This window comes from Acinetobacter oleivorans DR1, assembly GCF_000196795.1.
GTDB classification, from domain to species: Bacteria; Pseudomonadota; Gammaproteobacteria; order Pseudomonadales; family Moraxellaceae; genus Acinetobacter; species Acinetobacter oleivorans.
In genome coordinates this window covers 251,981-275,106 of sequence record NC_014259.1, presented here as the reverse complement: position 1 = coordinate 275,106, position 23,126 = coordinate 251,981, and the positions used below count along the sequence as shown (strand labels likewise).

General features: G+C 38.7%; 29 protein-coding genes and 1 tRNA gene. 13 read left to right on the top strand and 17 right to left on the bottom strand.

Going from position 1 to position 23,126, the window contains the following annotated elements; all coding sequences use genetic code 11:
- Positions 1–117: 117 nt before the first annotated feature.
- A complete protein-coding gene (locus tag AOLE_RS01270) occupies positions 118–669 on the bottom strand; it encodes a helix-turn-helix domain-containing protein (protein ID WP_013196666.1) in 552 nt (183 codons plus the stop codon).
- Between the two features lie 98 nt (positions 670–767).
- Between AOLE_RS01270 and AOLE_RS01265 the strand changes: the two genes are divergently transcribed.
- Entirely contained in the window at positions 768–1,670 is a 903-nt protein-coding gene (locus AOLE_RS01265; protein WP_013196664.1) for a DMT family transporter, read from the top strand.
- Between the two features lie 34 nt (positions 1,671–1,704).
- Here the strand turns inward: AOLE_RS01265 and AOLE_RS01260 are convergent, their stop codons facing one another.
- The 4 genes from AOLE_RS01260 to AOLE_RS01245 are packed head-to-tail and all read right to left on the bottom strand — an operon-like array spanning position 1,705 to position 4,035.
- The gene (locus AOLE_RS01260) at positions 1,705–2,010 is read right to left on the bottom strand and encodes an antibiotic biosynthesis monooxygenase family protein (RefSeq protein ID WP_013196663.1); all 306 of its coding nucleotides are present in this window, start codon (positions 2,008–2,010) and stop codon (positions 1,705–1,707) included.
- A 3-nt stretch (positions 2,011–2,013) separates the two neighbouring features.
- On the bottom strand, positions 2,014–2,406 hold the full coding sequence (locus tag AOLE_RS01255) for a DUF4870 family protein (protein WP_005300857.1): 393 nt from the start codon (positions 2,404–2,406) through the stop codon (positions 2,014–2,016).
- A gap of 36 nt (positions 2,407–2,442) precedes the next feature.
- Positions 2,443–3,072 (bottom strand): DUF1294 domain-containing protein, encoded by a 630-nt coding sequence (locus AOLE_RS01250; protein WP_005300854.1) that lies wholly within the window; start codon positions 3,070–3,072, stop codon positions 2,443–2,445.
- A gap of 12 nt (positions 3,073–3,084) precedes the next feature.
- Positions 3,085–4,035 carry a homoserine kinase gene (locus AOLE_RS01245; protein WP_013196662.1) on the bottom strand — a complete coding sequence of 317 codons (951 nt, stop codon included), beginning with the start codon at positions 4,033–4,035 and terminating at the stop codon, positions 3,085–3,087.
- A gap of 112 nt (positions 4,036–4,147) precedes the next feature.
- Between AOLE_RS01245 and hisF the strand changes: the two genes are divergently transcribed.
- Positions 4,148–4,906: an imidazole glycerol phosphate synthase subunit HisF gene (hisF, locus tag AOLE_RS01240; protein WP_004789907.1), complete on the top strand. Its 759-nt coding sequence runs from the start codon at positions 4,148–4,150 to the stop codon at positions 4,904–4,906.
- Positions 4,907–4,943: 37 nt separating this feature from the next.
- On the opposite strand, the gene AOLE_RS01235 is transcribed toward hisF, so the two are convergent.
- A complete protein-coding gene (locus AOLE_RS01235) occupies positions 4,944–5,582 on the bottom strand; it encodes a hypothetical protein (RefSeq protein ID WP_013196661.1) in 639 nt (212 codons plus the stop codon).
- A 109-nt stretch (positions 5,583–5,691) separates the two neighbouring features.
- On the opposite strand from AOLE_RS01235, the gene AOLE_RS01230 reads away from it, so the two are divergent.
- Positions 5,692–6,696, top strand: a complete 1,005-nt coding sequence (locus AOLE_RS01230; RefSeq protein ID WP_013196660.1) for an AraC family transcriptional regulator — start codon at positions 5,692–5,694, stop codon at positions 6,694–6,696.
- A gap of 132 nt (positions 6,697–6,828) precedes the next feature.
- On the top strand, positions 6,829–7,518 hold the full coding sequence (gene aqpZ / locus AOLE_RS01225) for an aquaporin Z (RefSeq protein ID WP_005300839.1): 690 nt from the start codon (positions 6,829–6,831) through the stop codon (positions 7,516–7,518).
- Between the two features lie 221 nt (positions 7,519–7,739).
- On the opposite strand, the gene AOLE_RS01220 is transcribed toward aqpZ, so the two are convergent.
- The 3 genes from AOLE_RS01220 to AOLE_RS01210 form a co-directional block, all read right to left on the bottom strand.
- Positions 7,740–7,982: a hypothetical protein gene (locus AOLE_RS01220; RefSeq protein ID WP_013196659.1), complete on the bottom strand. Its 243-nt coding sequence runs from the start codon at positions 7,980–7,982 to the stop codon at positions 7,740–7,742.
- 45 nt (positions 7,983–8,027) lie between these two features.
- The gene (locus AOLE_RS01215; protein ID WP_013196658.1) at positions 8,028–8,627 is read right to left on the bottom strand and encodes a LysE family translocator; all 600 of its coding nucleotides are present in this window, start codon (positions 8,625–8,627) and stop codon (positions 8,028–8,030) included.
- Positions 8,628–8,724: 97 nt separating this feature from the next.
- Positions 8,725–9,804, bottom strand: coding sequence for a DNA/RNA non-specific endonuclease (locus AOLE_RS01210; RefSeq protein WP_013196657.1), 1,080 nt, complete (start codon positions 9,802–9,804; stop codon positions 8,725–8,727).
- A gap of 255 nt (positions 9,805–10,059) precedes the next feature.
- On the opposite strand from AOLE_RS01210, the gene AOLE_RS01205 reads away from it, so the two are divergent.
- Positions 10,060–10,500 carry a hypothetical protein gene (locus AOLE_RS01205; protein ID WP_005300829.1) on the top strand — a complete coding sequence of 147 codons (441 nt, stop codon included), beginning with the start codon at positions 10,060–10,062 and terminating at the stop codon, positions 10,498–10,500.
- A 56-nt stretch (positions 10,501–10,556) separates the two neighbouring features.
- On the opposite strand, the gene AOLE_RS01200 is transcribed toward AOLE_RS01205, so the two are convergent.
- Positions 10,557–12,434: a potassium transporter Kup gene (locus tag AOLE_RS01200; RefSeq protein ID WP_005300825.1), complete on the bottom strand. Its 1,878-nt coding sequence runs from the start codon at positions 12,432–12,434 to the stop codon at positions 10,557–10,559.
- Between the two features lie 118 nt (positions 12,435–12,552).
- Between AOLE_RS01200 and AOLE_RS01195 the strand changes: the two genes are divergently transcribed.
- The 3 genes from AOLE_RS01195 (at position 12,553) to elbB (ending at position 14,343) form a co-directional block, all read left to right on the top strand.
- Positions 12,553–12,642 (top strand) — tRNA-Ser (locus AOLE_RS01195).
- Between the two features lie 136 nt (positions 12,643–12,778).
- Positions 12,779–13,591 carry a helix-turn-helix transcriptional regulator gene (locus tag AOLE_RS01190; protein ID WP_013196656.1) on the top strand — a complete coding sequence of 271 codons (813 nt, stop codon included), beginning with the start codon at positions 12,779–12,781 and terminating at the stop codon, positions 13,589–13,591.
- 89 nt (positions 13,592–13,680) lie between these two features.
- Entirely contained in the window at positions 13,681–14,343 is a 663-nt protein-coding gene (elbB, locus tag AOLE_RS01185) for an isoprenoid biosynthesis glyoxalase ElbB (RefSeq protein ID WP_013196655.1), read from the top strand.
- 47 nt (positions 14,344–14,390) lie between these two features.
- Here the strand turns inward: elbB and AOLE_RS01180 are convergent, their stop codons facing one another.
- Positions 14,391–14,732: a DHCW motif cupin fold protein gene (locus tag AOLE_RS01180; RefSeq protein ID WP_001017478.1), complete on the bottom strand. Its 342-nt coding sequence runs from the start codon at positions 14,730–14,732 to the stop codon at positions 14,391–14,393.
- 150 nt (positions 14,733–14,882) lie between these two features.
- Positions 14,883–15,440, bottom strand: coding sequence for an NAD(P)H-dependent oxidoreductase (locus tag AOLE_RS01175; protein WP_013196654.1), 558 nt, complete (start codon positions 15,438–15,440; stop codon positions 14,883–14,885).
- 116 nt (positions 15,441–15,556) lie between these two features.
- Here AOLE_RS01175 and AOLE_RS01170 point away from each other — a divergent pair, with 116 nt between their 5' ends.
- On the top strand, positions 15,557–15,892 hold the full coding sequence (locus AOLE_RS01170) for a winged helix-turn-helix transcriptional regulator (protein WP_005066976.1): 336 nt from the start codon (positions 15,557–15,559) through the stop codon (positions 15,890–15,892).
- Positions 15,893–15,919: 27 nt separating this feature from the next.
- Complete coding sequence (locus AOLE_RS01165) at positions 15,920–16,138, top strand: DUF6500 family protein (protein WP_013196653.1); 219 nt, start codon at positions 15,920–15,922, stop codon at positions 16,136–16,138.
- A gap of 61 nt (positions 16,139–16,199) precedes the next feature.
- On the opposite strand, the gene AOLE_RS01160 is transcribed toward AOLE_RS01165, so the two are convergent.
- Entirely contained in the window at positions 16,200–17,081 is an 882-nt protein-coding gene (locus AOLE_RS01160; protein ID WP_013196652.1) for a hypothetical protein, read from the bottom strand.
- A gap of 44 nt (positions 17,082–17,125) precedes the next feature.
- Complete coding sequence (locus AOLE_RS01155) at positions 17,126–17,482, bottom strand: hypothetical protein (protein ID WP_013196651.1); 357 nt, start codon at positions 17,480–17,482, stop codon at positions 17,126–17,128.
- Positions 17,483–17,608: 126 nt separating this feature from the next.
- Here AOLE_RS01155 and AOLE_RS01150 point away from each other — a divergent pair, with 126 nt between their 5' ends.
- A complete protein-coding gene (locus AOLE_RS01150; RefSeq protein WP_035332243.1) occupies positions 17,609–17,974 on the top strand; it encodes a hypothetical protein in 366 nt (121 codons plus the stop codon).
- An 84-nt stretch (positions 17,975–18,058) separates the two neighbouring features.
- Here AOLE_RS01150 and AOLE_RS01145 read toward each other — a convergent pair whose 3' ends face one another.
- The gene (locus tag AOLE_RS01145) at positions 18,059–18,607 is read right to left on the bottom strand and encodes a TetR/AcrR family transcriptional regulator (RefSeq protein WP_013196649.1); all 549 of its coding nucleotides are present in this window, start codon (positions 18,605–18,607) and stop codon (positions 18,059–18,061) included.
- 1,128 nt (positions 18,608–19,735) lie between these two features.
- Here AOLE_RS01145 and AOLE_RS01140 point away from each other — a divergent pair.
- Together AOLE_RS01140 and AOLE_RS01135 are read left to right on the top strand one after the other, a co-directional pair.
- Positions 19,736–20,638: a helix-turn-helix domain-containing protein gene (locus tag AOLE_RS01140; protein WP_013196647.1), complete on the top strand. Its 903-nt coding sequence runs from the start codon at positions 19,736–19,738 to the stop codon at positions 20,636–20,638.
- Between the two features lie 111 nt (positions 20,639–20,749).
- Positions 20,750–21,751, top strand: a complete 1,002-nt coding sequence (locus tag AOLE_RS01135) for an aldo/keto reductase (protein WP_013196646.1) — start codon at positions 20,750–20,752, stop codon at positions 21,749–21,751.
- A 45-nt stretch (positions 21,752–21,796) separates the two neighbouring features.
- Here AOLE_RS01135 and AOLE_RS01130 read toward each other — a convergent pair whose 3' ends face one another.
- Positions 21,797–22,189, bottom strand: coding sequence for a hypothetical protein (locus AOLE_RS01130; RefSeq protein ID WP_035332186.1), 393 nt, complete (start codon positions 22,187–22,189; stop codon positions 21,797–21,799).
- A gap of 20 nt (positions 22,190–22,209) precedes the next feature.
- Positions 22,210–22,953 carry a hypothetical protein gene (locus AOLE_RS01125; protein WP_013196644.1) on the bottom strand — a complete coding sequence of 248 codons (744 nt, stop codon included), beginning with the start codon at positions 22,951–22,953 and terminating at the stop codon, positions 22,210–22,212.
- Positions 22,954–23,126 lie beyond the last annotated feature (173 nt).

Genomic DNA, 23,126 nt, shown 5'->3' with positions numbered 1-23,126 from the left:
GCCTTATTTATTGTTCTTCTTATTTTTTTGTTTAGAATTAAACTTACAAATTTTTAAATAAGAGAAATTCTTTATATAAAATTTAATAACTCATGTGATTTTATAAAGACTTTAAAATCAATACACCACATTACGAATAAACTTAAGTACTTGGTTACCACTATTGATATAGGTGTAAGTCACTGAACTAGCATATATAAATGAAGAACCAGCAACGATGGTTTTTGAACTATCTGCAAATTGTATGGTCAACTCACCTTCTAATACATAAATAAGCTCTTGCCATCCTTCTGGGTCTGCTTCGGCAACATAAGACTCCCCTACTGCTAACGACCATGTCCAAAGCTCAACTTGCGAACGCGATGGAACTGAAGCCAAAAAAGTCGCTCTGCTTTCTTCTTTTTCACCTTGCCAAGCCAGTGCATTGACCAAAGCTTGTTCTTTGTGCTCAGGTGCACTCACAATCGTTCTAAAATCGACGCCCAACACTGCCGCAATTGCATCGAGTTTAGCTAAGCTAATATTGACTTGCCCTGTTTCCAAAGCTGCGATTGTCCGTCTGCTCACCCCTGCCTGATCGGCCAAGTCCTGTTGGCTTAAATCTCGTTCATCTCTTAAGGAACGAATATTTGTGCCGACATGCTGTAAAACGATACTGGACTGGCTCATAAATTAACGCAGCAAATAAAATGTGAGCAATATATTGCACAAAATAGAAGAATAGCGCAATATGTGCAGTATATTGCACAATTCTTTCTAATTTGAGTATGTCACCCATTTCTTTGAGTTCAAGCAAAGCCCCTCAGTTAGCACTCGTTTTAATTACGATCATTTGGGGTGGAACATTTCTTACTGTGCAATATGCACTGAATTTTTCATCGCCTATGTTTTTTGTGGGCTGCCGCTTTGCTGTCGCGGCGCTTACCTTGCTACTTATTTCTTTCAAGAGTATGAAAGGCGTTACTTTAAAAGATTTAGGTGCTGGCAGCACGATTGGTCTTGTAATTGCGGCAGGTTATGGCACACAGACGATTGGTCTTCAAACCATTCCTAGTAGTGAGTCGGCTTTTTTAACAGCGCTTTATGTTCCGCTTGTACCTATTTTAATGTGGCTCATCTTTAGAAAAGTTCCACACATCATGACTTGGGTGGGAGCAGTCCTTGCTTTTGCTGGCCTTATTTTATTGACAGGTAATGGTTTCGAACAAATCTCTTTAAATTTTGGACAGCTTGTAACAGTACTCGGATCACTTGCGATTGCTTTAGAAATTATTTTTATTAGTTACTTTGCTGGAAAAGTAAATTTACGTCGCGTCACCGTCATTCAACTGGGCGTAGCCTCTCTGGTTTCTTTTGCCATTATGCCTGCGGTGGGTGAACATACAATTCCTGCATTTTCATGGCCACTTGTACTCCTTGCTGTTGCATTAGGTTTAGCCAGTGCACTTATTCAATTTGTGATGAACTGGGCTCAACGTATGGTTGATCCTTCCCGTGCTGCAATTATCTATGCAGGAGAACCTGTTTGGGCAGGAATTATTGGTCGAATTGCGGGTGAGCGTTTACCAATTATTGCTCTTTTGGGTGGTGCTTTAGTGGTATTAGGTGTTTTAGTGAGTGAGTTAAAACTTAAGTTACCAATTAAAAAAACTAAAAGAATTCGAGAATAAAAAAAGAGAGCTTAATGCTCTCTTTTTTTATCTATTATTTTTTCTTTAATGAAATACAAGGCTGGTAGTACTCAACCGTAGGCATTGGATCATAAAAGGGATGGAGCAATGCTTTCCATTCCTGATAAGCATCAGACTTTCTAAACCCTTCTGTATGATTTTCAATCTCATCCCAAGAGATCATTAAAATATAATGATGTGGGTCAGTTGCCTGTCTAATGAGTTGGACAGCATTGAAGCCCTCCATTGGATAAACAATATGTTTCGCCTGCTCAAAAGCCTCAAGAAATGCTTCACTTTGCCCAGACTTTATACTCAAATGCACATGTTCAATAATCATGATTTATTGATACATCGGTCGGTTATCATTCAAAGCAATCAAGCCGCGAATTGCACGATATACAATCCAGATCCACGCAGCACCAATTACACCCACACAAAATACGGTCGATGAGATTGCAACACCTGCAAACAGGTCAGTATTTTCACCTGTAAAGAACAAGAAAATAAACGGCAGAAAGGCAATAATATTCCAAGCGAGATACCACCAGAATGTTCGGATTTGCCATGTAAAGTGGCTCGCAAAAATTGAACCTTGCACATCAGAACGTTTTACATAGTTAATAATTAAAGCAATAACCGCAAGTAAGCCGCCTGTAAAAATAGCGACAATATAAAGTACATATAAAATAAGCGTTAAAGTACGATTTGGATCTTGGTCGATAGAACTATTCATTTTTATACCTCTCAAGTTTAATAAAACAATTTACTTTTATGAGCCCCGCAACACATTTAAAGGAGAAATTAGCCACAAAATCAAAAGTAAATGAAGGAATATGGTACAAAAATAAATCTTACGGAATGGTTGTTTTTGTGTTTTATGTCTCAGTTTTTGTTGCGCCCACCATGCAGCTGGCCAGCCTCCTAAAAAGCTAACAATGTGCAATGTTTGCTCAGGCACACGCCGATTACCCAATTGTGCGGCTTCTTTGTCTTGTGAATATAGCCAGTAACTCAGCACATTCATCATTAAAATAAACAATAAGGTATAAGCTGGCAAAATATGGATAAAACTCATAATTCCCATTAAAACGAAATAAAACACGATCCCCATTTGCATAGCAGACCATGGACTGGCCTGAAAAGAAGATTGTGTTTTTACTGGTTTTGACGTTTTACGAGTTTGAGATGCTTTTAAATAAGTGACCTGCTGAGCACGAAAGCGACCTTGCTCATCGAGAATAATCAGATATTCCAGTGCACAGCCAATAATTGGCCGAGGACCGGGGCGTGCAAAATCTTTAATATGCAAAAAGACTCGCTCTTTTTCAGCATCATCTGGCTGAATAAAGCCATAACCTTTTTCGTCGAACCATTCGACTAATCGCCCCTGATCTCGCATCTTTATTCCCTTTTATGCTTTTACATGACTTAAACGGTCTTGCATCATTGCTCGCATTTCCTGCGGGTCTTTTTGCAAAATGTCATCGCCGGTACGTCCTTCTTCTTTATTTTTTTGAGCAACTTGCAAACGCATTGACCAAAAACGGCATGCTGCCATTGCCAAGAATACATCTAAACACTCAAGTTCATCTGAAGTAAGTACACGAACTTTTTGGTATGCCGCTAAGTAAGCCGCCACTTTGTCTGAGTTTAAATGTGCTGCTGGATATTCGGTACAAAAATCATTGATGGTAATCGCAATATCAAATAGCAATTCATCTTGATTTAATTCGTAAAAATCTAAAATACCTTGTAATTGCTCACCTTCAAACAAAGTATTGTCACGGAACAAATCTGAGTGAATAAAACCTGTTGGTCGGTTTGAATATTGCGCTGTTTTCGCATTAAAAGCTTGATAGACCTGCTCAAGTAACGTTTGGTCTTCTTTAGACATATTTGGCTTAAGCTGTTCTGCAACGCCTGTCCAGTATTGATGATCGCGTCGATATTCACGCTCAAGCGGAAAGTCTTGTAAAGCCACATGCAGTTTCGCCTGTGCATCTGCAATTGCTGCAACTTGTGCTACTGTGGTTTGCATGGGATGGTGACCCATGAGACGTGGTGCAATCTGTGCGGGCTTATCTGCAATCACATGAACCGCTTGTCCGCTATGTTTTAACGGTACTGCAACGGGTACATCATGAGTCCCCAATTGTTCAAGTACAGGAATAAGTTCACCTGCCCCTTTTGCATCTAACTCTTCAAATACAGTAAGTACATATTGTTTGCGGTTTACATCAACCAGAAAATAATTGGTGTTTTGAATACCTCCCTGAATTGGGTTCAGCTCCAACACCTCTAATCCATAAGGTGCAGCAAAGGTGCGAACTTCATCTAAACTCAACGGGGTATAAACCGACATGGAAAACCTGCAAAAAACATCTGTGAAGTTTGATAGAATACCTCTTCCCTCCATGAAGGTGTAGCGCCTGTGTAGGAACTTTCACCAACGGCGATTATTTTTGGAAAAAGCTATGCTTGCTAAACGTATTATTCCTTGCCTAGACGTTGATAACGGACGCGTAGTTAAAGGCGTTCAATTCCTCGATATTCGTGATGCTGGCGACCCTGTAGAAGTGGCACGTCGCTATAACGAACAAGGTGCAGATGAAATTACTTTCTTAGACATTACCGCTACACATCATGGACGCGATACCACTTACCGTACTGTTGAACGTATGGCCGAGACTGTATTTGTGCCATTAACTGTCGGTGGTGGTGTACGTAAGGTTGAAGATATTCGTGCGTTATTAAATGCAGGTGCAGACAAAGTGAGTATTAACTCAGCTGCCGTATTTAACCCTGAATTTGTTCAAGAAGCTTCACAGCACTTTGGCGCGCAATGTATTGTCGTTGCGATTGATGCCAAAAAAACTGGCGACAACAAATGGGAAATCTTTACTCACGGTGGTCGTAAACCAACAGGTATTGATGCGATTGAGTGGGCAGTACAGATGGCGGACTACGGTGCGGGTGAGTTACTCATTACCAGTATGGATGCCGATGGTACGAAAGCAGGCTACGACATTGCTTTAATGCGTGCTATTAATGATCGCGTGACCATTCCAACCATTGCTTCAGGCGGTGTAGGTAACTTACAACACCTTGCAGACGGTATTTTACAAGGTGGTGCAGACGCAGTATTGGCAGCAAGTATTTTTCACTTTGGTCAATATACCATTCCGGAAGCTAAACAATATTTAGCTGAACAAGGCATCGAAATGCGCTTGTAAGCTTATTAATATTTAAAGGGGCGATATGCCCCTTTTTTTATGCAGCACCATCGACCAAATTTATGTCGTTAACGAGTTTAGGCTTTTCTTTTTTCTCGACCCATTTTGCAGGAAAGATTTTTTCTACAGCTTGAGACAGCGATCTAGCAAGCGTAGTAGGTAACCGAATGCCCAAAGGGTTTTGTTCTTTTAAATCTGCCGAAGAAACAACCCGTGTTCCCATTACATAATCAAACCAAGGTTTGGTCACACACCAATTGGCGTCTTGATTAGAGTTCATGTGGTGATCGTAATGCCACGGAATTTTACGCTTTGCCCAGTCGGGCTCTAAATGTGCACGGCGATGAATATAATAATAATTACCAGCACTGTACCAAGCTGCGAGAGCCATACCTTTTGAAAACGGGTAAAAAATTGCGCTTGAAACGGTTGCCACCACAGCAAGCGAAATTAACTCATTTTTAGTTCGCCAGTTACCAACACCTTCCACATAGCAATCATCATGAAATTGTTGTTTACGAACTTCACGATGATGCGCCCAATGAGACTCCATGCTTCTTGGCACTGGGCTATAACGGGGTTTTCCGGCACGGTGTACACCATGCAATATATATTTATGCGCCACCCATTCAAATGCATTTGCAACCGCAATTCCTGCAATGAACCCTTTTAACATCACCTAACTCCTTTTTCTTTTTATTCAGCATATAAAATTCGTTATGCTAGGTATTGACCAGAATTTATGGTTTCATTGACAAATCACGACAAGAAAGAGGTGGTCACGGATGCCACAACTAAAAAATTATACAGGCTCAGTATATGGAGGACTGGGACATCTATTAAAAGCTTATTGTGAAGCCAATCAGTTAGCTATTCCTGAACAATTAGAACAAATTCAAAATCTAGAGCGCTTTGACTACGTCGTTTGGCGCGATCTATTAGAAGTGATTTATAAACTGGACCCGAAGCCGGGATTAGGTCTAGACATTGCCAAATACGTGCAACCCAAACACTTAGGGATTATTGCCTACCTTGCTCTCTCTTGCGATAACTTAGGTGAAGCCTTAATTCGCTATCATGATTTTCATCGTCTGATTTATGACGGCAGCCCTTTAGTCGTTGAGTTACAAGGAAGATATGGTTCTATTCGTTGGGAAGCGACCGAGCTACACCCTACCCAGCTTACTGATGAAATCGCGATTGCGTTGGTGATTCAGTTCTTACGTCTTTTTATGTCTCATGAAGACGTGCATTTACATGAAGTACGTTTCTTAAATGCTGCCCCTAAAAATATCAGGGTTTATGAACAATACTTCCAATGTCCAGTTCGTTTTAGCCAGCCGCGTACAGAGTTGCTTATTCCAATTATGGAAATTCATAAGCCGCTTAGCAGCGCCGACCACACCCTACAGCAGCTATTGGTTCAGCAAGCACAAGCGCTGTTAGAACAATTACCAAATTCGACCCAACTTGATCAGCGTTTACAGCATTCAATTTTGACTGGACTGCAAAAGAATCAATATCAAATTGAATATATAGCTGCTCAATTAGGCCTGTCCGTGCGGCAACTTCAAAGACACTTACAACAACAAAACACCACCTTTCAGGAACGCGTTCAGCAAGTACGCTTTATGCTCGCAACCGAGTATTTAAAAGACCCGCATTTAAGCTTGCAAGAGATAGCTCTTTTGCTTTGTTACTCGGAACAAAGTGCTTTTCAAAGAGCTTTTAAGCATTGGACCAATCAAACACCACAGCAATGGAGGGATCATTTTTTAGACAAAGAATAACCAACCAAAACTTACAAATCTTTTCTTGATTAAAACAACACTGAAAACAAAAATTTCATATAGTCACATGCTTCAAATTTATGTGACGCAATTCACATTAATTAAAATAGATTAAATAAATGAGTAATCAGAATGAATAAATATTTTGCTGAATTTCTAGGTACGTTTTGGCTAGTCTTTGGTGGTTGTGGTAGCGCAGTATTAGCCGCAGCTTTCCCTGAACTTGGTATTGGCTTTGCAGGTGTAGCCCTTGCCTTTGGTTTAACCGTACTGACAGGCGCCTATGCTCTAGGGCATATCTCAGGTGGACATTTTAATCCCGCGGTAAGTGTTGGCCTTTGGGTCGGCGGCCGCTTCGATGTTAAAGATTTAATTCCCTATATTGTTGCTCAAGTGGTCGGTGCGACTGCTGCTGCATTTGTTCTTTACATTATTGCTCAAGGCCAAGCGGGCTTTAGCGGTGTTGGTGGTTTTGCTTCGAATGGTTTCGGTGATTTATCACCAAACAAGTTTGGCTTAGGTTCAGCTTTCATTATTGAAGTCGTTCTTACAGCTTTCTTCTTAATCATTATTTTAGGTGCAACTGACCGCCGCGCACCCGCTGGCTTCGCTCCTATTGCCATTGGTTTAGGCTTAACGCTTATTCACTTAATCAGTATTCCAGTAACCAACACTTCGGTGAACCCTGCACGTAGTACAGGTGTTGCATTCTTTGCTGAAACTGCTGCTTTAAGTCAGTTGTGGTTGTTCTGGGTAGCGCCGATTTTAGGGGCTGTGATTGGGGCGATTATTTATAAGGTAGTTGCTGGGGAGAAGGATTAATTCTTTATATATAGCTTTAATCTGCTATCGCGGTGGGTGACATGGATGTCACCTGTTGAGCAGGGGTACACGGAAGTACCCTCTGATCAACAAAAGACTTTTGCTTACTTTTGGTCTTTCAAAAGTAAGAAATGTCTATACAAACTCAATAAGACCTAACGTGGTACTAAAGACTGTATGGCAGTACGACTATATTAAGCATCACAGATAGAATGCATAAATTATAAAAACGGATTATTAATTTCTTGTTCAGCTGGTCGTTCAATTTTCTCAGGCAATTCTTCTTTTTCCAAAGCCGCAACCACTTCGTTTAAAAAGCTCTGTAAAGCCTTCGCTTGTTCTAATCCGACTTTGTCTTTGGTGATTTGCAAGTTGCCATAAATGCTGATGCAATCGACATCATTTTCTAATGTTAAATCTTCAATTGATGAAGACTCTGTACCCTTTTCAAATGGCTTAAACATAGGTCTTGTCTCGTTGTTATATCTTCACAGTGTAATATGACCAATTTAAAAAAAATCGATCAAAATTAAAAGAGCCGATAAAATTAAGAATATTCCCATCAAGATATTAAAATATTTCAAACGGTTGCCCTGATTGAGCACCACTGAAAATTTATCACCACAGACCCCCCAAAAGAACAAACACACATAGCAAGTAAAGAAATAAATAACGATAAAGATCGGCAACGACTGTGGGTTTTCAATGCTTGTAAACATGGTAATGCCTGACACACAAGCCAACCAAGCTTTAGGGTTCAGCCATTGTAATAAGAACCCATCTTTAAAATTGGGAATAATCATCTGTTCTATAGGAACACTGGAAATAGAAATATTTGCAGCAGAAAGAATAATTTTTATGCCGATATAACAGACAAATAGCGTTCCACAAATCGCAAGAATCTTTAATACAACAGGAAACTGAGTTAATAAACTCTGAAGACCAAATGCCATAAAAATTAAAAGCAAGGTAAAACCAATGGTTGCACCTGAAATATAGGGAAGCGATCTCTTTAAACCATGATTTAAACTGGTTGATAAAATGACGGTATTCACTGGACCGGGGGTAATAGACATTGCAAATGAAAAAAGAAACATCGAGGCAAACATTGTTATTGTCCTTATTAAAATAGAATCCATAGACAGATCTGTCTATGGATTCTATTTTAAACATTTACGGTTTTGCAATAACAATCAAAAAAGCTGTTTATTTCATTATTTGCAAGAAATAGTTCACTAATGCTTCAACCAGTTGCTTCACAATCGCTTGGCGTGTTTCTTCGTCAATCGTTGGAACTTTTGCTTCCATTGGTTCTGATGAACCACTTTTTTGCTTTTTAAATTGGTCTTGTAACGCTTTAATTTGATCAGCGTTTAAGTCCTGTTCACATTGGCTCTCGCCATCCCAATGTAAATAGTCCAACTTCTGATTTGGCTTAACTTGACTCGCTGTTAAAGGTAAGCGATAGACATTACGCTTTTGCTGCTCAGTTAACTGTGGGAACAGGTTAACGCCTAAGCGTTCTTCAAGGTAGCAAACACTCACCACTTTCACTTGTAGAGAGTTATTGTTTGGTGCGTAGTAGGCTCCAATAGCGCCAGTTTTTGGCATATAGACCGCTTTATAAACTGCGGTAGGAACAATCACACCCTTCCCAATCGTTTTAAGGCGTTTACCCTCAAAAACAGGGCCTGTAACTACATAGACATCTTGTTTTTGCTTAGTTGCGATAGCACGCGTAGCTTCTTCAAGTTTACGCCAAACTTCCTGATTATTTTTAGGTGCTTGCGGCACCATATTACTTAACGAAAAGCTATCAGACTGTGAGCTCTTATTTGGCATATCACCATTCGGTGCCATATGACCACGGTCATAGCCTGAACCACGATAATCACTTAATAGTGCTCGATGCTTTTGATCAATACGGGTTTCTTCATGGAAGTTGTCTTCACGCTTAATTTTGACACTCAAACGTTCTGCATTTAAATGCTCAGCCGACCATAACGGCGTTTTAGAAATGCCTGAATACAAGACATTAAAGCCATTAAAGCACAGCGGATAACTGTCTTTTTTTAAGCTATCTTTATTTAAAGCAGGGGGAACTTCTCGATAGAACTGATTAAGGCAAGTCGAGTTAGTACTTAAAGGTGAAAACCACTGCGAAATCTTTTCACTACCAAATGCAATCGCAAAACTTCCAGCAGCAATACAAGCAAGAATAATCTTGCCAAAATGCTCACTTAGAGAGAATGAGTTTGTACCTTTACTACGTTTTTTACTTGCCATGTTTCTATCAATACCACTGTCCACACGCAGCTTAACAATCCTGCTTTTTTAAGTATATCTCTTATCTTTCAAATGGTTAAAACATGGTCATCTTTTTTGTAACTCCATTTCCCCTTACGTAACAATCTGTTGGAATTATGAGATGCTTTGGCTATTGAATTACGCCAATTGCGTATCTTTCGTTGAAAAACACTGATTGCTTATGACATGGTTAGCTCCACAAATTTGGATAAAAATATAATCGGAGTCCACTTAATGATCCATTCAAAGATTATTGGTATTGGCGTAATCACGGGATTATGTAGTATGGCCGCTTTGGCTGAGCCAGCAGTCCAGCCAGGAGATACTTTAGAAAGTTTGTCTAAAGTGAAAGTTACGACAACGGTAAATGGCCAACCTGGTTCTATTAGCGATTTAGTCAATAGCGGACAAGTACAGCAAGTTTCTGCTGCACCGACAAATGCAGCGCCTACTGGTGCTCCTATTCCGGCCGATGTTCCACCTGCACCTCCAGCAGGCGGTGAATTGGCTCCACCAGCAGCACCAACTGATGCAGTACCACCTGCACCGAACCAAGCTCCTCCAGCGCCACAGGATCCAAACACTCCACCACCTCCGGCAGATCCAACTCAGTCGGCAGACCCGATGGCAAAAGATGGTGGCTTGCCAGCAGATGCGCCTATGCAAGCTCAGTAATCAGAGCCATAAAAAAACCAAGACATCTGTCTTGGTTTTTTTATTACATCAATTTTTTAGATTTCGATTTGGCTACCTAACTCAACTACACGGTTAGTTGGAATTTGGTAGAAATCACTCACTGGACTTGTGTTACGCTGCATAGAGATAAATAGTTTTTCTCTCCATGGAGACATACCATCACCCACCGAATGAACAATACGATCGCGCGAAATAAAGAAGCTGATGTGCATCAAATCATATTCAAGACCTAACTGCTCATAAGCTTGCATAAGTGCTTTTGGTACATTCATTTCATCTTTAAAGCCGTAGAAGATTTTAATACGGAAGAAATGCTCAGCTAAAGTTTCTGTTGAAATACGTTCTTCTGGTGCAACAAATGGTACATCTTCAATGACTACTGTCACCAAGATATTGCGCTGATGCAGCACTTTATTATGCTTGATGTTATGCAGCATGGCATGCGGCACAACGTTCGGCGTACCCGTCATAAAGACAGCATCACCCGGCACCCAGTGCACGCTATTACCAATACTTTTCACAAACAAATCTAGCGATAAAGTATCGTGTTCGAGCTTGGCAAAAGTAAGCTCACGACCACGTTTCCATGTCATTAAGATGGTCACTGCAATCGCGCCAATTAATAATGGCACCCAACCGCCCGACAATATTTTAAGTGAAGTTGCTGCGACTAAAACCGACTCTAAAATAAAGAACGGAATAATCAGAAGTAGCACTTTTGGCATGCTCCACTTCCAAGCCGAATAGATGAACACAGCAACCAGAATCGTGTCACATAGCATGGTCAAAGTTACAGCTAGGCCATACGCACTTGCCAAATTTGAGCTGGTTTTGAAAATCAAAATTAAGATAATAATTGCGATTAAAAGTAACCAGTTTAAGAAAGGAACATAGATCTGACCCTCTTCAGACTCAGAGGTATGTTTAATACTTAAACGTGGTAAATAACCCAATTGAATCGCTTGGCGAGCAAGTGAAAACACCCCAGAAATTACGGCTTGAGAAGCAATCACGGTTGCCATGGTCGCCATAATAATCATTGGGTAAAGTGCCCACTGCGGCACCAATAAATAGAATGGGTTTTGAATCGCCGCTGGGTCTCTTAATAATAATGCACCCTGTCCTGCGTAGTTTAAAACCAAGCACGGTAACACCACAAAGAACCATGCTAGACGAATTGGAACTGGTCCAAAATGTCCCATATCGGCATAAAGAGCTTCACCACCTGTGACTGTTAAAACGACAGCACCCATAACAAAAAAGGTCATGACGGGATGGTGATAGATAAACTGAATCGCCCAATGTGGACTAAACATGCCCAACACCACAGGAGTCTGAATAACACTGTGAAGGCCTAATAATCCTAACGATAAGAACCACACCATCGTGATCGGGCCAAAAAACTTACCGACAAAGGCCGTACCATGTTTTTGCACCAAAAATAACGCGATGATAATGGTGATCGCAATTGGCATGATGAAAGGGTCAAACACATCAGTTGCAATAGACAAGCCTTCGACTGCCGACAGTACCGAAATGGCTGGGGTAATAATACCATCACCAAAAAATAGTGATGCGCCAATAAAGCCAATCGCAATCATGTAGATTTTTTTGTTATCGGCAATTTTGGCTTTACGCAAGTTCAATGCGAGTAAGGCCATGATTCCGCCTTCGCCATTGTTGTCTGCACGCATGACAATAGCGACATACTTGATGCTGATGATCAGCATTAAGCACCAAAAAATAATGGATAAAATTCCTAATACGTTTTCAGGCTGAATTCCCAACCCATGCGCTGCATGGAAGGACTCTTTTAAGGCGTAGAGTGGACTTGTTCCAATATCTCCAAAGACCACCCCAAGAGCTGCCAAAGCCGTGGCAGGCAAGGTTGCTTTTTTGGCCGTATTTTGCATTGTGTAATTAAACCAATATGATTTTTATCGCAATCTTATCACCTCTATTATTTTTTTTCTGTAATGCTCATCTTAAATCTTGGCAGGACTCGTTTTTTTAGTTACTATCGCACGCCTTGGTGAGGTGTCCGAGTGGCTTAAGGAGCACGCCTGGAAAGTGTGTATACGTTTGCGCGTATCGAGGGTTCGAATCCCTCTCTCACCGCCAGAATTGAATTTTAAAGAGGCTTAAACCTAATGGGTTTAAGCTTTTTTATTAGCCAAATATTAAAAAACCACCTCGAAAAGACCGATAATTTTCTGATCTTATTTAAGCTATAGATTAAATCAAACATTTTAACTGAATGAAAAATCTCACTTCTTTATCTAAAAAAGCAATTAACTTACATAACAATTTAAACTCACCTTTTTCAATTTATTCAGCCTATAAAGAACAAAAAATTAGAAATGTTCCAATTACGAAACCGTTACTCATCGCTATTTTAAGTGGCGTTAAAGAGTTGGGTAGAACTGAAAACATTGTATGCGAAGCGGGTTCTTTTATATTTTTATCAAATAGCGCCAGCATTGATATGCGCAACATTCCAAATCAAGAAGAATATTTTGCGCTCCTCATCGAATTCGATTTTGATGACTTTAAAGACCTCCCAAATCCGTCAGGAACTTCTAAAAAATTTGTACAAGGCCAACTCAACGCCTTACTAGAAAATGCACTTTCTCAATTTATAGATTTTTCTCTCATTGCGCCGCCTTCTATTTTTAAATTTAGAAGAAGAGAACTTTTAGAACTTATTTATCATTCTGGTTACACCGACATCTCTAGCCTGAATATGACTACAAGTTTGAGTGAAAAAGTTCAGGCATTAATTTCTGATCACTTAACTACAGAACTCACAGCCGAATTTATCGCATCCCAACTTTTTATGAGCTCATCGACTTTAAGAAGAAAGCTAAAAAGTGAGGGAAATAGCATTCAAGATATTCGTAATAGAGTAAGACTGGGGCATGGATTACACTTAATTCAAACCACTAACACCAGTATTGGCAATATTGCATTTGAATGTGGCTATCAATCACAATCAAGATTTACAGAACAGTTTAAAAATTTATTTGGCATTACTCCACGCAAGCTACGCAAAACTAAAATGCTTACTTAAGGCGAAATTATGGCAAATCTGCGTATAAAGAATTTTCAGAAGAAAACTTAATATCTTTTGCACATCAAAAAAGGTACTTAAGAAAGCAGATGAAAAAAGTAGCAGTTATTTTATCGGGTTGTGGTTATTTGGATGGTTCTGAAATTAGAGAATCTGTTTTAACACTATTAGCTTTAGATACAGCCAATATTGAATATCAAATTTTTGCACCTGATGAACCTTTGTTTCATGTCATCGATCATGTGAGTGGCGAAATAAACATGACTGAGCGGAGAAATATTTTACAAGAAGCAGGACGAATTGCCCGAGGTGAAATTTTCTCACTCAATCAACTTAATGAAAATGAATTTGATGGCCTTCTTCTTCCGGGTGGATTCGGAGTCGCAAAAAATTTATCAACTTTTGCCTTTAAAGGAGCAGAAGCAAGAGTACATTCTACAGTTGCCTCAATTTTAAAAGCGTTTCATCAAAGTAAGAAACCGATCGGAGCAATATGCATATCCCCTGCGCTCTTAGCGCTTACATTTGGAGATTTACACCCAAATATCACTTTGGGCTCTGACGTTAACACTGCTAAAGAAATTGAAAAAACGGGTTCAATTCCCCATGTTTGTCAAACCTCAAGCTGCGTGGTCGATAAACAAAACTTATTTGTTACCACACCTGCCTATATGGATGACCAAGCTGGTTTAAAAGATGTCTTTTTAGGAATTACAAGTTTAGTTACTGCCATGACAATTTTGGCAAACTAAGATGTTTTATGAGGGATAGACATTTCTATCCCTCTATTTTATTGAATCTAATCGACTATAAGTAATTTCGCACCATTCAAGCTAAAAGACTGGTGTGGTTCGGAGTTATCTCCGACTTGATAACTCATGCCTGAAGTTAAAGTAAATGTTCGACCATCCTTCAATCTACTTTCTAGCTCGCCTTCTAGGCAAAATAATATATGCCCTTTTTCGCACCAATGGTCAGCTAAATAGTTTGCTGAGTACTCGACAAGTCTCACTCTAATTTTATTTCCTTCTTCACCAAAAAATTGAGTTTTCCAATAAGCTTTTCCTGTTTCACCACTATATTCAGTGACTTCAATTTCTTCCCAGTTTGTAATTTGAAATGGAAAAGGCGCGATATTCATAATTTTTTCCAAAGACGTATTATTGTATTTTTCAACTTATAGACAAATTCAATTTTTGCAAACTATTTATTCATAAATCATAAATATATCAAAACTATTTTTCACTTTGAAAGACCCAAACCTCACGTTCAGGCCTCTCCCTTTTTTAACTTACTCAGACAACGCTAATAACTTCTGAACATACTGAACCGCATTATTCGCTATGTCTTGTTGAGTCGGAACATCATCATCTTCAGAAGGATTTGTGTCTAAACCATAAAATGCATGGAGTGGTTGATAATCCGCCCCCACATATAAAGCCGTTAGCTTAAATGGAGTAAATATCTGCTCTAAAGAAAGCTTATATTCACCCTGCTCTGAATAAACGTTTTCTTTAACACCAGCACACAAAGCCAACATAAACTTTTTATTTTTAAGCTTGTCACCTGTTGAACCATACGCCCAACCATAAGTCACAACTTCATCAATCCATTGCTTCAAAAGCGGTGGACAGTTAAACCAATACACTGGAAATTGAAATACTAAATTTTCGTGCTCCTCGACTAGTGCTTGCTCTTTGGCAACATCAATTACCCCATCTGGGTAGGCTTGATAAATTTGGTGAACCGTAAATTGGTCTGGGTGTTTTTCTAATTCCTCTACCCATCTTTTATTTACAACAGACTGGTCTATGTGGGGATGAGTAACAATGACTAATGTCTTTTTCATTATGAAAACACTCTTATCGAAAAGTTGATAAATCGATTATAGAAGTGTGCTTTCCTAAATATAAGTACGGTAATTTGTGTTATATACTATACCAAAAGATAGTGTAGATTTTAAAAATGACTGAATGCGTTCCATCACATACGCCATTAGAAGAGACAGGTTTCGGCTACACCCTTTCTTTAATTAATGGCAAATATAAAATGATTATTATGTATTGGCTGTATGAAAAAAATGTCATGCGTTTTAATGAGATGCAACGCTGCATTGGTAATATTTCGTTTAGAACACTCAGCAATACGCTTAAAGAGCTAGAAAGAGACGAGCTTATTATTCGCAAGGAATACCCTCAAATTCCGCCAAAAGTTGAGTATCGTCTTTCAGAAAGAGGACAGTCTTTGATTCCTTTATTAGATATGATGTGCGATTGGGGCGAACGTAATAAGTCGTCTTAGTTTTATAGACTTGAAGTGATACTAATTATGAGAAATGAATTAAGAGAAATTTTTATTAAGGGATGCGACGATAAAATTGAAAAGAAGGGAGACAATGTCGGTCTGTCTTTTTATGCTTTTTTTAAAAATAAGAATGATAACCCTGAGCTACTCATGGAAGCAGCCTATTGGTGGATTATGGAGCATAAGCTAGATCACTTCGAGAAAGCTGTGAAGATTAAAAAATTGGTTTTAAATGAGCGGTAATTAGAGTTATTCGAAAAGGCTTAAATTTAAGCCTTTTCATTATTTTAAAATTAAAAATTAATTACTTAACATAAGGCCAAACATCAGGATCTATATATTCTTCATCGATATGATAACCCTCAGCCTTAGCTTTTCTTTCTTCCTTTTCCCGATATTTTTTATTTTCAATTAGTCTCTTTTTAAACGCTTGCTCGAATTCACTAGGTGTCATTTTATCAGAGTCAGGAATTGAGTCTCTTTCATTGTATCGAACACTCTGAAAGCTAAATCTAAGCATATATTGTTCTTCATTCCGTTCGTTCTTAGCTGTTCTTTTTAAACTGATATCTAAAATAACCCCATTAGCATACAACCTATAACCTAATGATTTTGTCGGGCTGTTGTTTATTATATTTTTCCACTCCTCAAAGCTAAAAATATAACTCGGGTCAATGACATCACGACTTTTCGATAGATGCTTAATATTATCTTCTTTAGCGATACGCGGAGCATCTGTAAAGAAATAGTTTTTCCAGCCAGCCTGATTAATACGTTTCATTAAAGCTACATAGCTTTGATAAACCTGCTCTGGGGTAGCAAATTCTTCTTTTGTGAGGCCAGCATCAATATCTAAAACTTGGATCCCTTCATTTTTATCATATTGAGTACCTAGTACAGAGAAAACATGCTCAATTAACAAACTGTTAGAACCATTCTCTATGGTTAATTTTCCTAAGTTAGGAGGAGAAAATTGAAGCTCTTTAAAGCTAACACCCGCTGGGTGATTATCGACCTTTCCATCACTATACTTTGAAAAATCTTGAATACCTTTTTCACCCATATGCAAAGTGTAGGCCTGCTGATTCAAAGTCAAATTTTCATCATGTTTTGCGGTTGGCTGACAAGCGGAAAGGAGTAATCCAAAAATAAAAATTAAGAAATATTGTCTAAATTTTACCGTCATTACTAACTTCTCTACTTTGCTATTTCCCGTCTCTGCGATAATTTTTAATCTTGAACAATAAAGCTATATATCTTGTCAATTTCAGCATCACCACCTGCATAGAAATCAGCTCTTATATGAATTCTATATTTTCCTTTGTGCTTAGGGGTTCCTTTGATTTGTATAACATTATATCCATCCAAGTCATCAACAGGTTTAACTGTTACGCCTAGGTCTTCGGGTATATTAGTTTCTAATTCAGCGTATTTATCAATAACTTTCCCACCAGAAATCTTAATAATTTGTTGATATTCTTGATTAATACGTGCAACTGGCAAGTCTTCTGGAGTAATTTTATATTTTTTACCGCAACCTGTAAGTATAAAAATAATGGAGAAAATAAATATTAATTTATGCTTCATTAGAAACTTGCCTTTTAAGGAGAGAGCAAAATATCTTTATTATCAAAAAATATAAAATCTTTTTACTTCTTTTTCAAAGCTAGAATATAACTTTTAAAGAATAATAATCTATGATTACTTATGAAAATGTTTACAGATACTCTATCTTGTTTCCTTGAAAAATTAGCTTCAAAAGAAGAATTGGATGAGTGGTATTTATCTGCTTTCATTGATGAGAATATTTATTCGCTATCAGCAGCAGAAGCTTTTGAATTTTCTTCACATATTCTAAAGCTTCTTAAAGATGACGCTCAACCAGACTATACATATGAATTACTTACTATTTTATTAGCTCTACAACGACAGTCTGACACAACACAAATACCTGAAATTCTAAAAAATAGTCCTAATTTTTTTGATGAAATTATTAAAAATAATCCTGAAAAATATGTTCTAAATCTAGCTCATGAGTTGGCTAAAAACTATCGTATTATTAACCTCTATAGTAATTAAATAATCTAATCCATATATAAAATAGGGTTAAAAAACTTCTATTAATTTTCTGTAGAAAGCCCAACTCCCATCGGGCCTCCCCCATCAAACCCGACTTAAAAAATAGTCGAGTAATGCATCCCTTTCATCAGTGTTATTGGTCCCTAAAAGCTGAACCATCGCGCCATCAATCACAAATAAAAACATGTGCGCATCTTCAACTGTAGCAGTCGCTTTTACAGTTAAAAGGAATTTATGAATTTCTTTAATGAACCAGTTTCGGTACTCAATGACGATTTTATATGCTGCTGGATAGATCTTTTCAATTTCAAAAATGGCTTTAAATGGCAACCGATAAAAGCCATCTAAGTTCGCATGTAAGAGGTAAATTTTCTTGAGTTTATCGAATGCCATGAGTTCGCGGTACGAATGAATAATTGAAAATACCTCATGTTTTAAGGCATCTATTTGAAAGGTTAAGCTCATCTGAATGAGCCTTTCTTTAGAGTGAAAATAGTTATAAAAAGTAGCTTTGGGGATTTTGGCTTCCTCAATAATTCGATCTATCCCAATGTAAAACCCATTTTGATTAAATAAATCTTTTGCCGCGTGGAGCACGCTTAATGCTCTAAATGATGCTTCTAAATTTGGCATTTTTATACCGTTTAAAATAATTTTTTGTTGTATATAAAAGAGATAGAAATGCCGTCACTCTTAAATTGAGCGTTAAAAACAGGCATGCAAAAGCCCCACAAAAATGGTGTGCTCGCCTATCTCAGGTTTTATTGTTGCTATGATTTTTTAGTCGTAATGACCTATGGCTTAAAACCTAGAGTTGGCTAAACCGTTTTAAAGACCAGTGCGATATAGATGTAAAGATTTTGGCAATGGTTGCCAATGAGAGAGATGAAATAGTACGCATAACGGCGGACTCCTTTTGGTTTAGAAGAGTCTTACCAATTACTGTCAAATAATGGTGGCAAGACTAGAAGGGTTGACAGACTGGTACAAAAGGAAACCAGCGCACGCAAGCGTGCCCCTCCTAGCCTCACCATAAAGGCGTGACTTAAGAGAACGCACAAAACGAAATAATACGTTGTTGTGCGCCTTTTGTTCCAGCTCTGTCAAAAGCTAACTGGCAATGTAGGCCAGCACGCAAAGGATAATCCGCACGTTTTTGAGTGTCAATGTAAGGTTGAATAGAAATTAGTTAAATAATTATTGTTGTTTATTCAATTAGATATTTAAGCTAAAAAGATCTTCAACTTAAATCTAAAGATATCATAGTAACACTAAAAATGGTGGCAGAACGAAAAGAGGTTAGCAGACTGGACACACAGAACCAGCACACCCGAAGGTGTCCTCTTATCGCTCTACCATAGAATGGTGGCAAAACGAAAAGGGATTAGCAGACTGGTACAAAAGCAACCAGCACACCTGAAGGTGTTCCCTTATCGTTCTACCGTAGAATGGTGGCAGATCGATAAGGGGTTAGCAGACTGGGCACAGTACCAGCACACCCGAAAGTGTCCCCTTATCGCTCTACCCTAAAGTGGTTTGCAGGCAAAGAATAATTCTCAAGATTTTAAGTGTCAATAAACATATATTGCTAATTTATAAAATATTTTTATTTCTATTGGCTCATTTTCTCATTATTAATTTATCATTCATTTTCAAAACTGTTTAAATGACCCGATTGATCACGCTATAAATAAAAGCTACAGTAAATAAAGTTTGAATTTTATAACTTTAAATAAATTGATAACGCACGCAGGCAAAGACATGGAAACCATACATGATTTTTATCGCCGCTTTTCTTTAACCAGAGATAGCGATTACTCGGTTCCATCGACTTCATTTGGACATTTCAATGTGTTCCAACGCGATGCCTGCTCGTTTCTCACACCTTATAGCCGCCGCGATTATTATAAAATTTCACTGGTTTTAGGCACAGGCGAACTTCACTACGCCAACCGTTGGATAAAGGTAGATCGCCCTGCTTTACTGTTTTCAAACCCAATGGTTCCCTATGCATGGGAAATTAATTCGCCCGAACAGGCAGGCTGGTTTTGCCTATTTACCGAAGAGTTTGTAAACCAAGAATCTAGACAAAGCTTTTTAAAAGACTCACCGCTGTTTAAAGTCGACGGCGACCCGCTGTATTTTTTAAATGACCAACAGGTTGAGGAAATTTCATTTATTTTCAAAAAGATGATGACTGAAATAAATTCAGACTATATTCACAAATACAACGTTTTAAGAAACTATTTGCACCTGATTGTGCATGAAGCCATGAAAATGCAACCGACCCAACAGTTTGAAAAACATAGCAATGCTGCGGTTCGGATTTGCCATTTGTTCTTTGAATTATTAGAACGCCAGTTCCCAATTGACTCGCCCCATTTTCAGCTCAAACTCAAAACTGCAAATGACTATGCCTATGGTCTGTCGGTGCATGTAAACCATTTAAACCGAGCTGTAAAAGAAGCTACAGGTAAAACCACATCCGAGCATATTAGTTCGCGCATTACTCAAGAAGCCAAAGCGTTGCTACAACATACCAGTTGGAATATTTCTGAAATTGCCTATAGCTTAGGCTTTGAATATTCAGCGTATTTCACCAACTTCTTTAAGAAAAATACGGGCTTTTCACCTAAAAAATTTCGCGAAGACTGTGTAGCCTAAAAACAGATTGTTTGAATTTTATAATTATTGGTTTGAATGTTATACGTCAGTTTGAGCCAAAGCATTTTATAGTTTTTCTACTCAAGTGATTTTGCAAAAAGAGTGTGAAAAATGAAATATAGAACTTTAGGACAAACAGGCGAAAAAGTATCAGCACTTGGTTTAGGTTGCATGGGAATGAGCTTTGCCTATGGTGCCTCAGACGACACACAAAGCATTGCAACCCTAGAAAAGGCATTAGACCTCGGCATTAACTTTTGGGATACCGCCGACATGTACGGCAACGGCGCAAACGAAGTTTTGCTCTCAAAAGTTTTAGAAAAACATCGCGACAAAGTGTTCTTAGCGACCAAATTCGGCTTTCGCTATAAAGAAGACAACCTTAACCCACAAAACTCTTTAGAGTCTTATATCGACGGTTCTCCAGAGTGGATTAAAGTTGCGGTCGAAAACAGTTTAAAACGCTTAAATACAGACGTGATTGATTTGTATTATGCACACCGCATTGACCCAAACATTCCAGTTGAAGACACGATTGGGGCAATGGCCGATTTGGTCAAACAAGGTAAAGTTCGTTATTTAGGACTCAGTGAGGCGTCAGCTGAAACTATTCGTAAAGCGCATGCGATTCACCCGATTGCAGCGGTTCAACATGAATATTCATTGCTTACCCGTGAGCTGGAAGATACGCACTTTAAAACCATTCGTGAGTTAGGCATTAGCCTTGTGCCGTATTCACCGTTATCGCGTGGTTTAATCACCAATACGCTTGATGTGAGCAGCCTAGACGAAAGTGATTTCCGTCGTCAGTTACCACGCTATCAAGGCGATAACTGGAAAAATAACCAAAGCTTGGCGCAAGCATTTAGCGACTTTGCTCAAAGCAAAAATGCGACAGCAGCTCAACTGGCTTTGGCTTGGATTTTGGCGCAAGGTGACGACATTATTCCAATTCCGGGTACGCGTAAAATCGAGCGTCTCGTGGAAAATGCGGGTGCCGTAGACCTTCATTTAACAACAGCAGACTTGGCAGAAATTGAAGCGATTATCGCGAGATATCCAAACATGGGCGCACGCTATAACGCTCAGCAACTTGCTGCGGTCAATCACTAATATCTAAGTCATAAAAAAGTCCGACTCAGTGTCGGACTTTTTTATTTAGTCTTTGCTATATGTGCCTTGTTGGCGTCCCCCTTCCCAAATCGCGTCTAATGATTTGTCAGAAATCGTTAGGCTTTCAGGGAAAATACTTAAATCTTTTTTAAATTTAGCCTCTGGTTTTAAACCAATACAGTCACCATTTTTCCACCATGTACCTTCGGCATATTGGTCTAAAGCACCCACAGCAAGCATCCATTTAAACTTACCGTCTGGCTGAAGTAAAAGCTCTGAACCAACTTCCATCACGCCATTTAAATAATAGTGCCCACTCCACGCCTCATCGGCTTTTTGGAATTTCACTTCTTTGCATGTGCTGGTTGGCTCGGCGTAAATTTGAGATGAAATGGCAATCGTAGAAACGAGTAGCAACCGTGCAAATTTATTCATCATTCAATTCCCTATTTTTAGGTTTATTTCCCAGACTCAACTTTTAAATATGTACCATCTGCATAAACGTTATGTCCAAAGCCACAGCCCGAGTTACCCTCGTTTTGTTTGACCTGAATATAATTTCCTAATTTCGCGTTGGTTTTAAAGTCGAGTTGAATACGACAGTCTTCGTCTTTATAAATGGTTTGCTTTTTATTGCTCGGCATTGTGGTCCCAAACTCACCCATGTTCGGGCCGTAAATTAAGCTTCTAAGACCCATATATAAACCAGCATAGCTGATTGCATATTGGCTCTTCTCACGGCTTACCGTGATGTGATCCCACTCACCAAAACCTGAATAACGTACATACTCACCTGACAAATCATTTGAGGCCTTAGGTGTAGGTAATTGCTTAAGATTAAACTGGCTCGATTTTGATTTGTCATCGAGCATAAACCACGATCTCGCCCAAAGTGGCTGACCCAATTTTGCGTAGGCTAAGCCCACATTATTGTTAGCAACTTCAACATCACGGTCGGTAAATTTAACTGTGGTTTCATCTGCATTGGCTTTACAAAATGCAGTCCAAGAAGCTTGGTTCTGGAAATTTTCGAGCGCTTTTTTATATTGTTTTTGGTCGTAATTTTTCTTACCTAAGCTCGCGTATTGCTTCACTTTATTACAGCCTTGTTGTAATTCTTGTTCAAAAGAAAACTCTGCATGCGTGACCGCCAAAGCCGAAAGTGTAAGAACCGCACAACCTGAAATAATAGATTTAATCATTTTTAAAATTCTTTAATAATTAACTAATTATATAATATGAGTAAGTTTTATAAATCACAATTCTCTGAAACAAAAGTCCCTTACAATGCTATTTAAATTAGGTACTTTCATTACACCATTTAAAAAGGCCTGAACATTTTAAGTCCAAGCCTTTTGATTTTTAGAATTTAGCC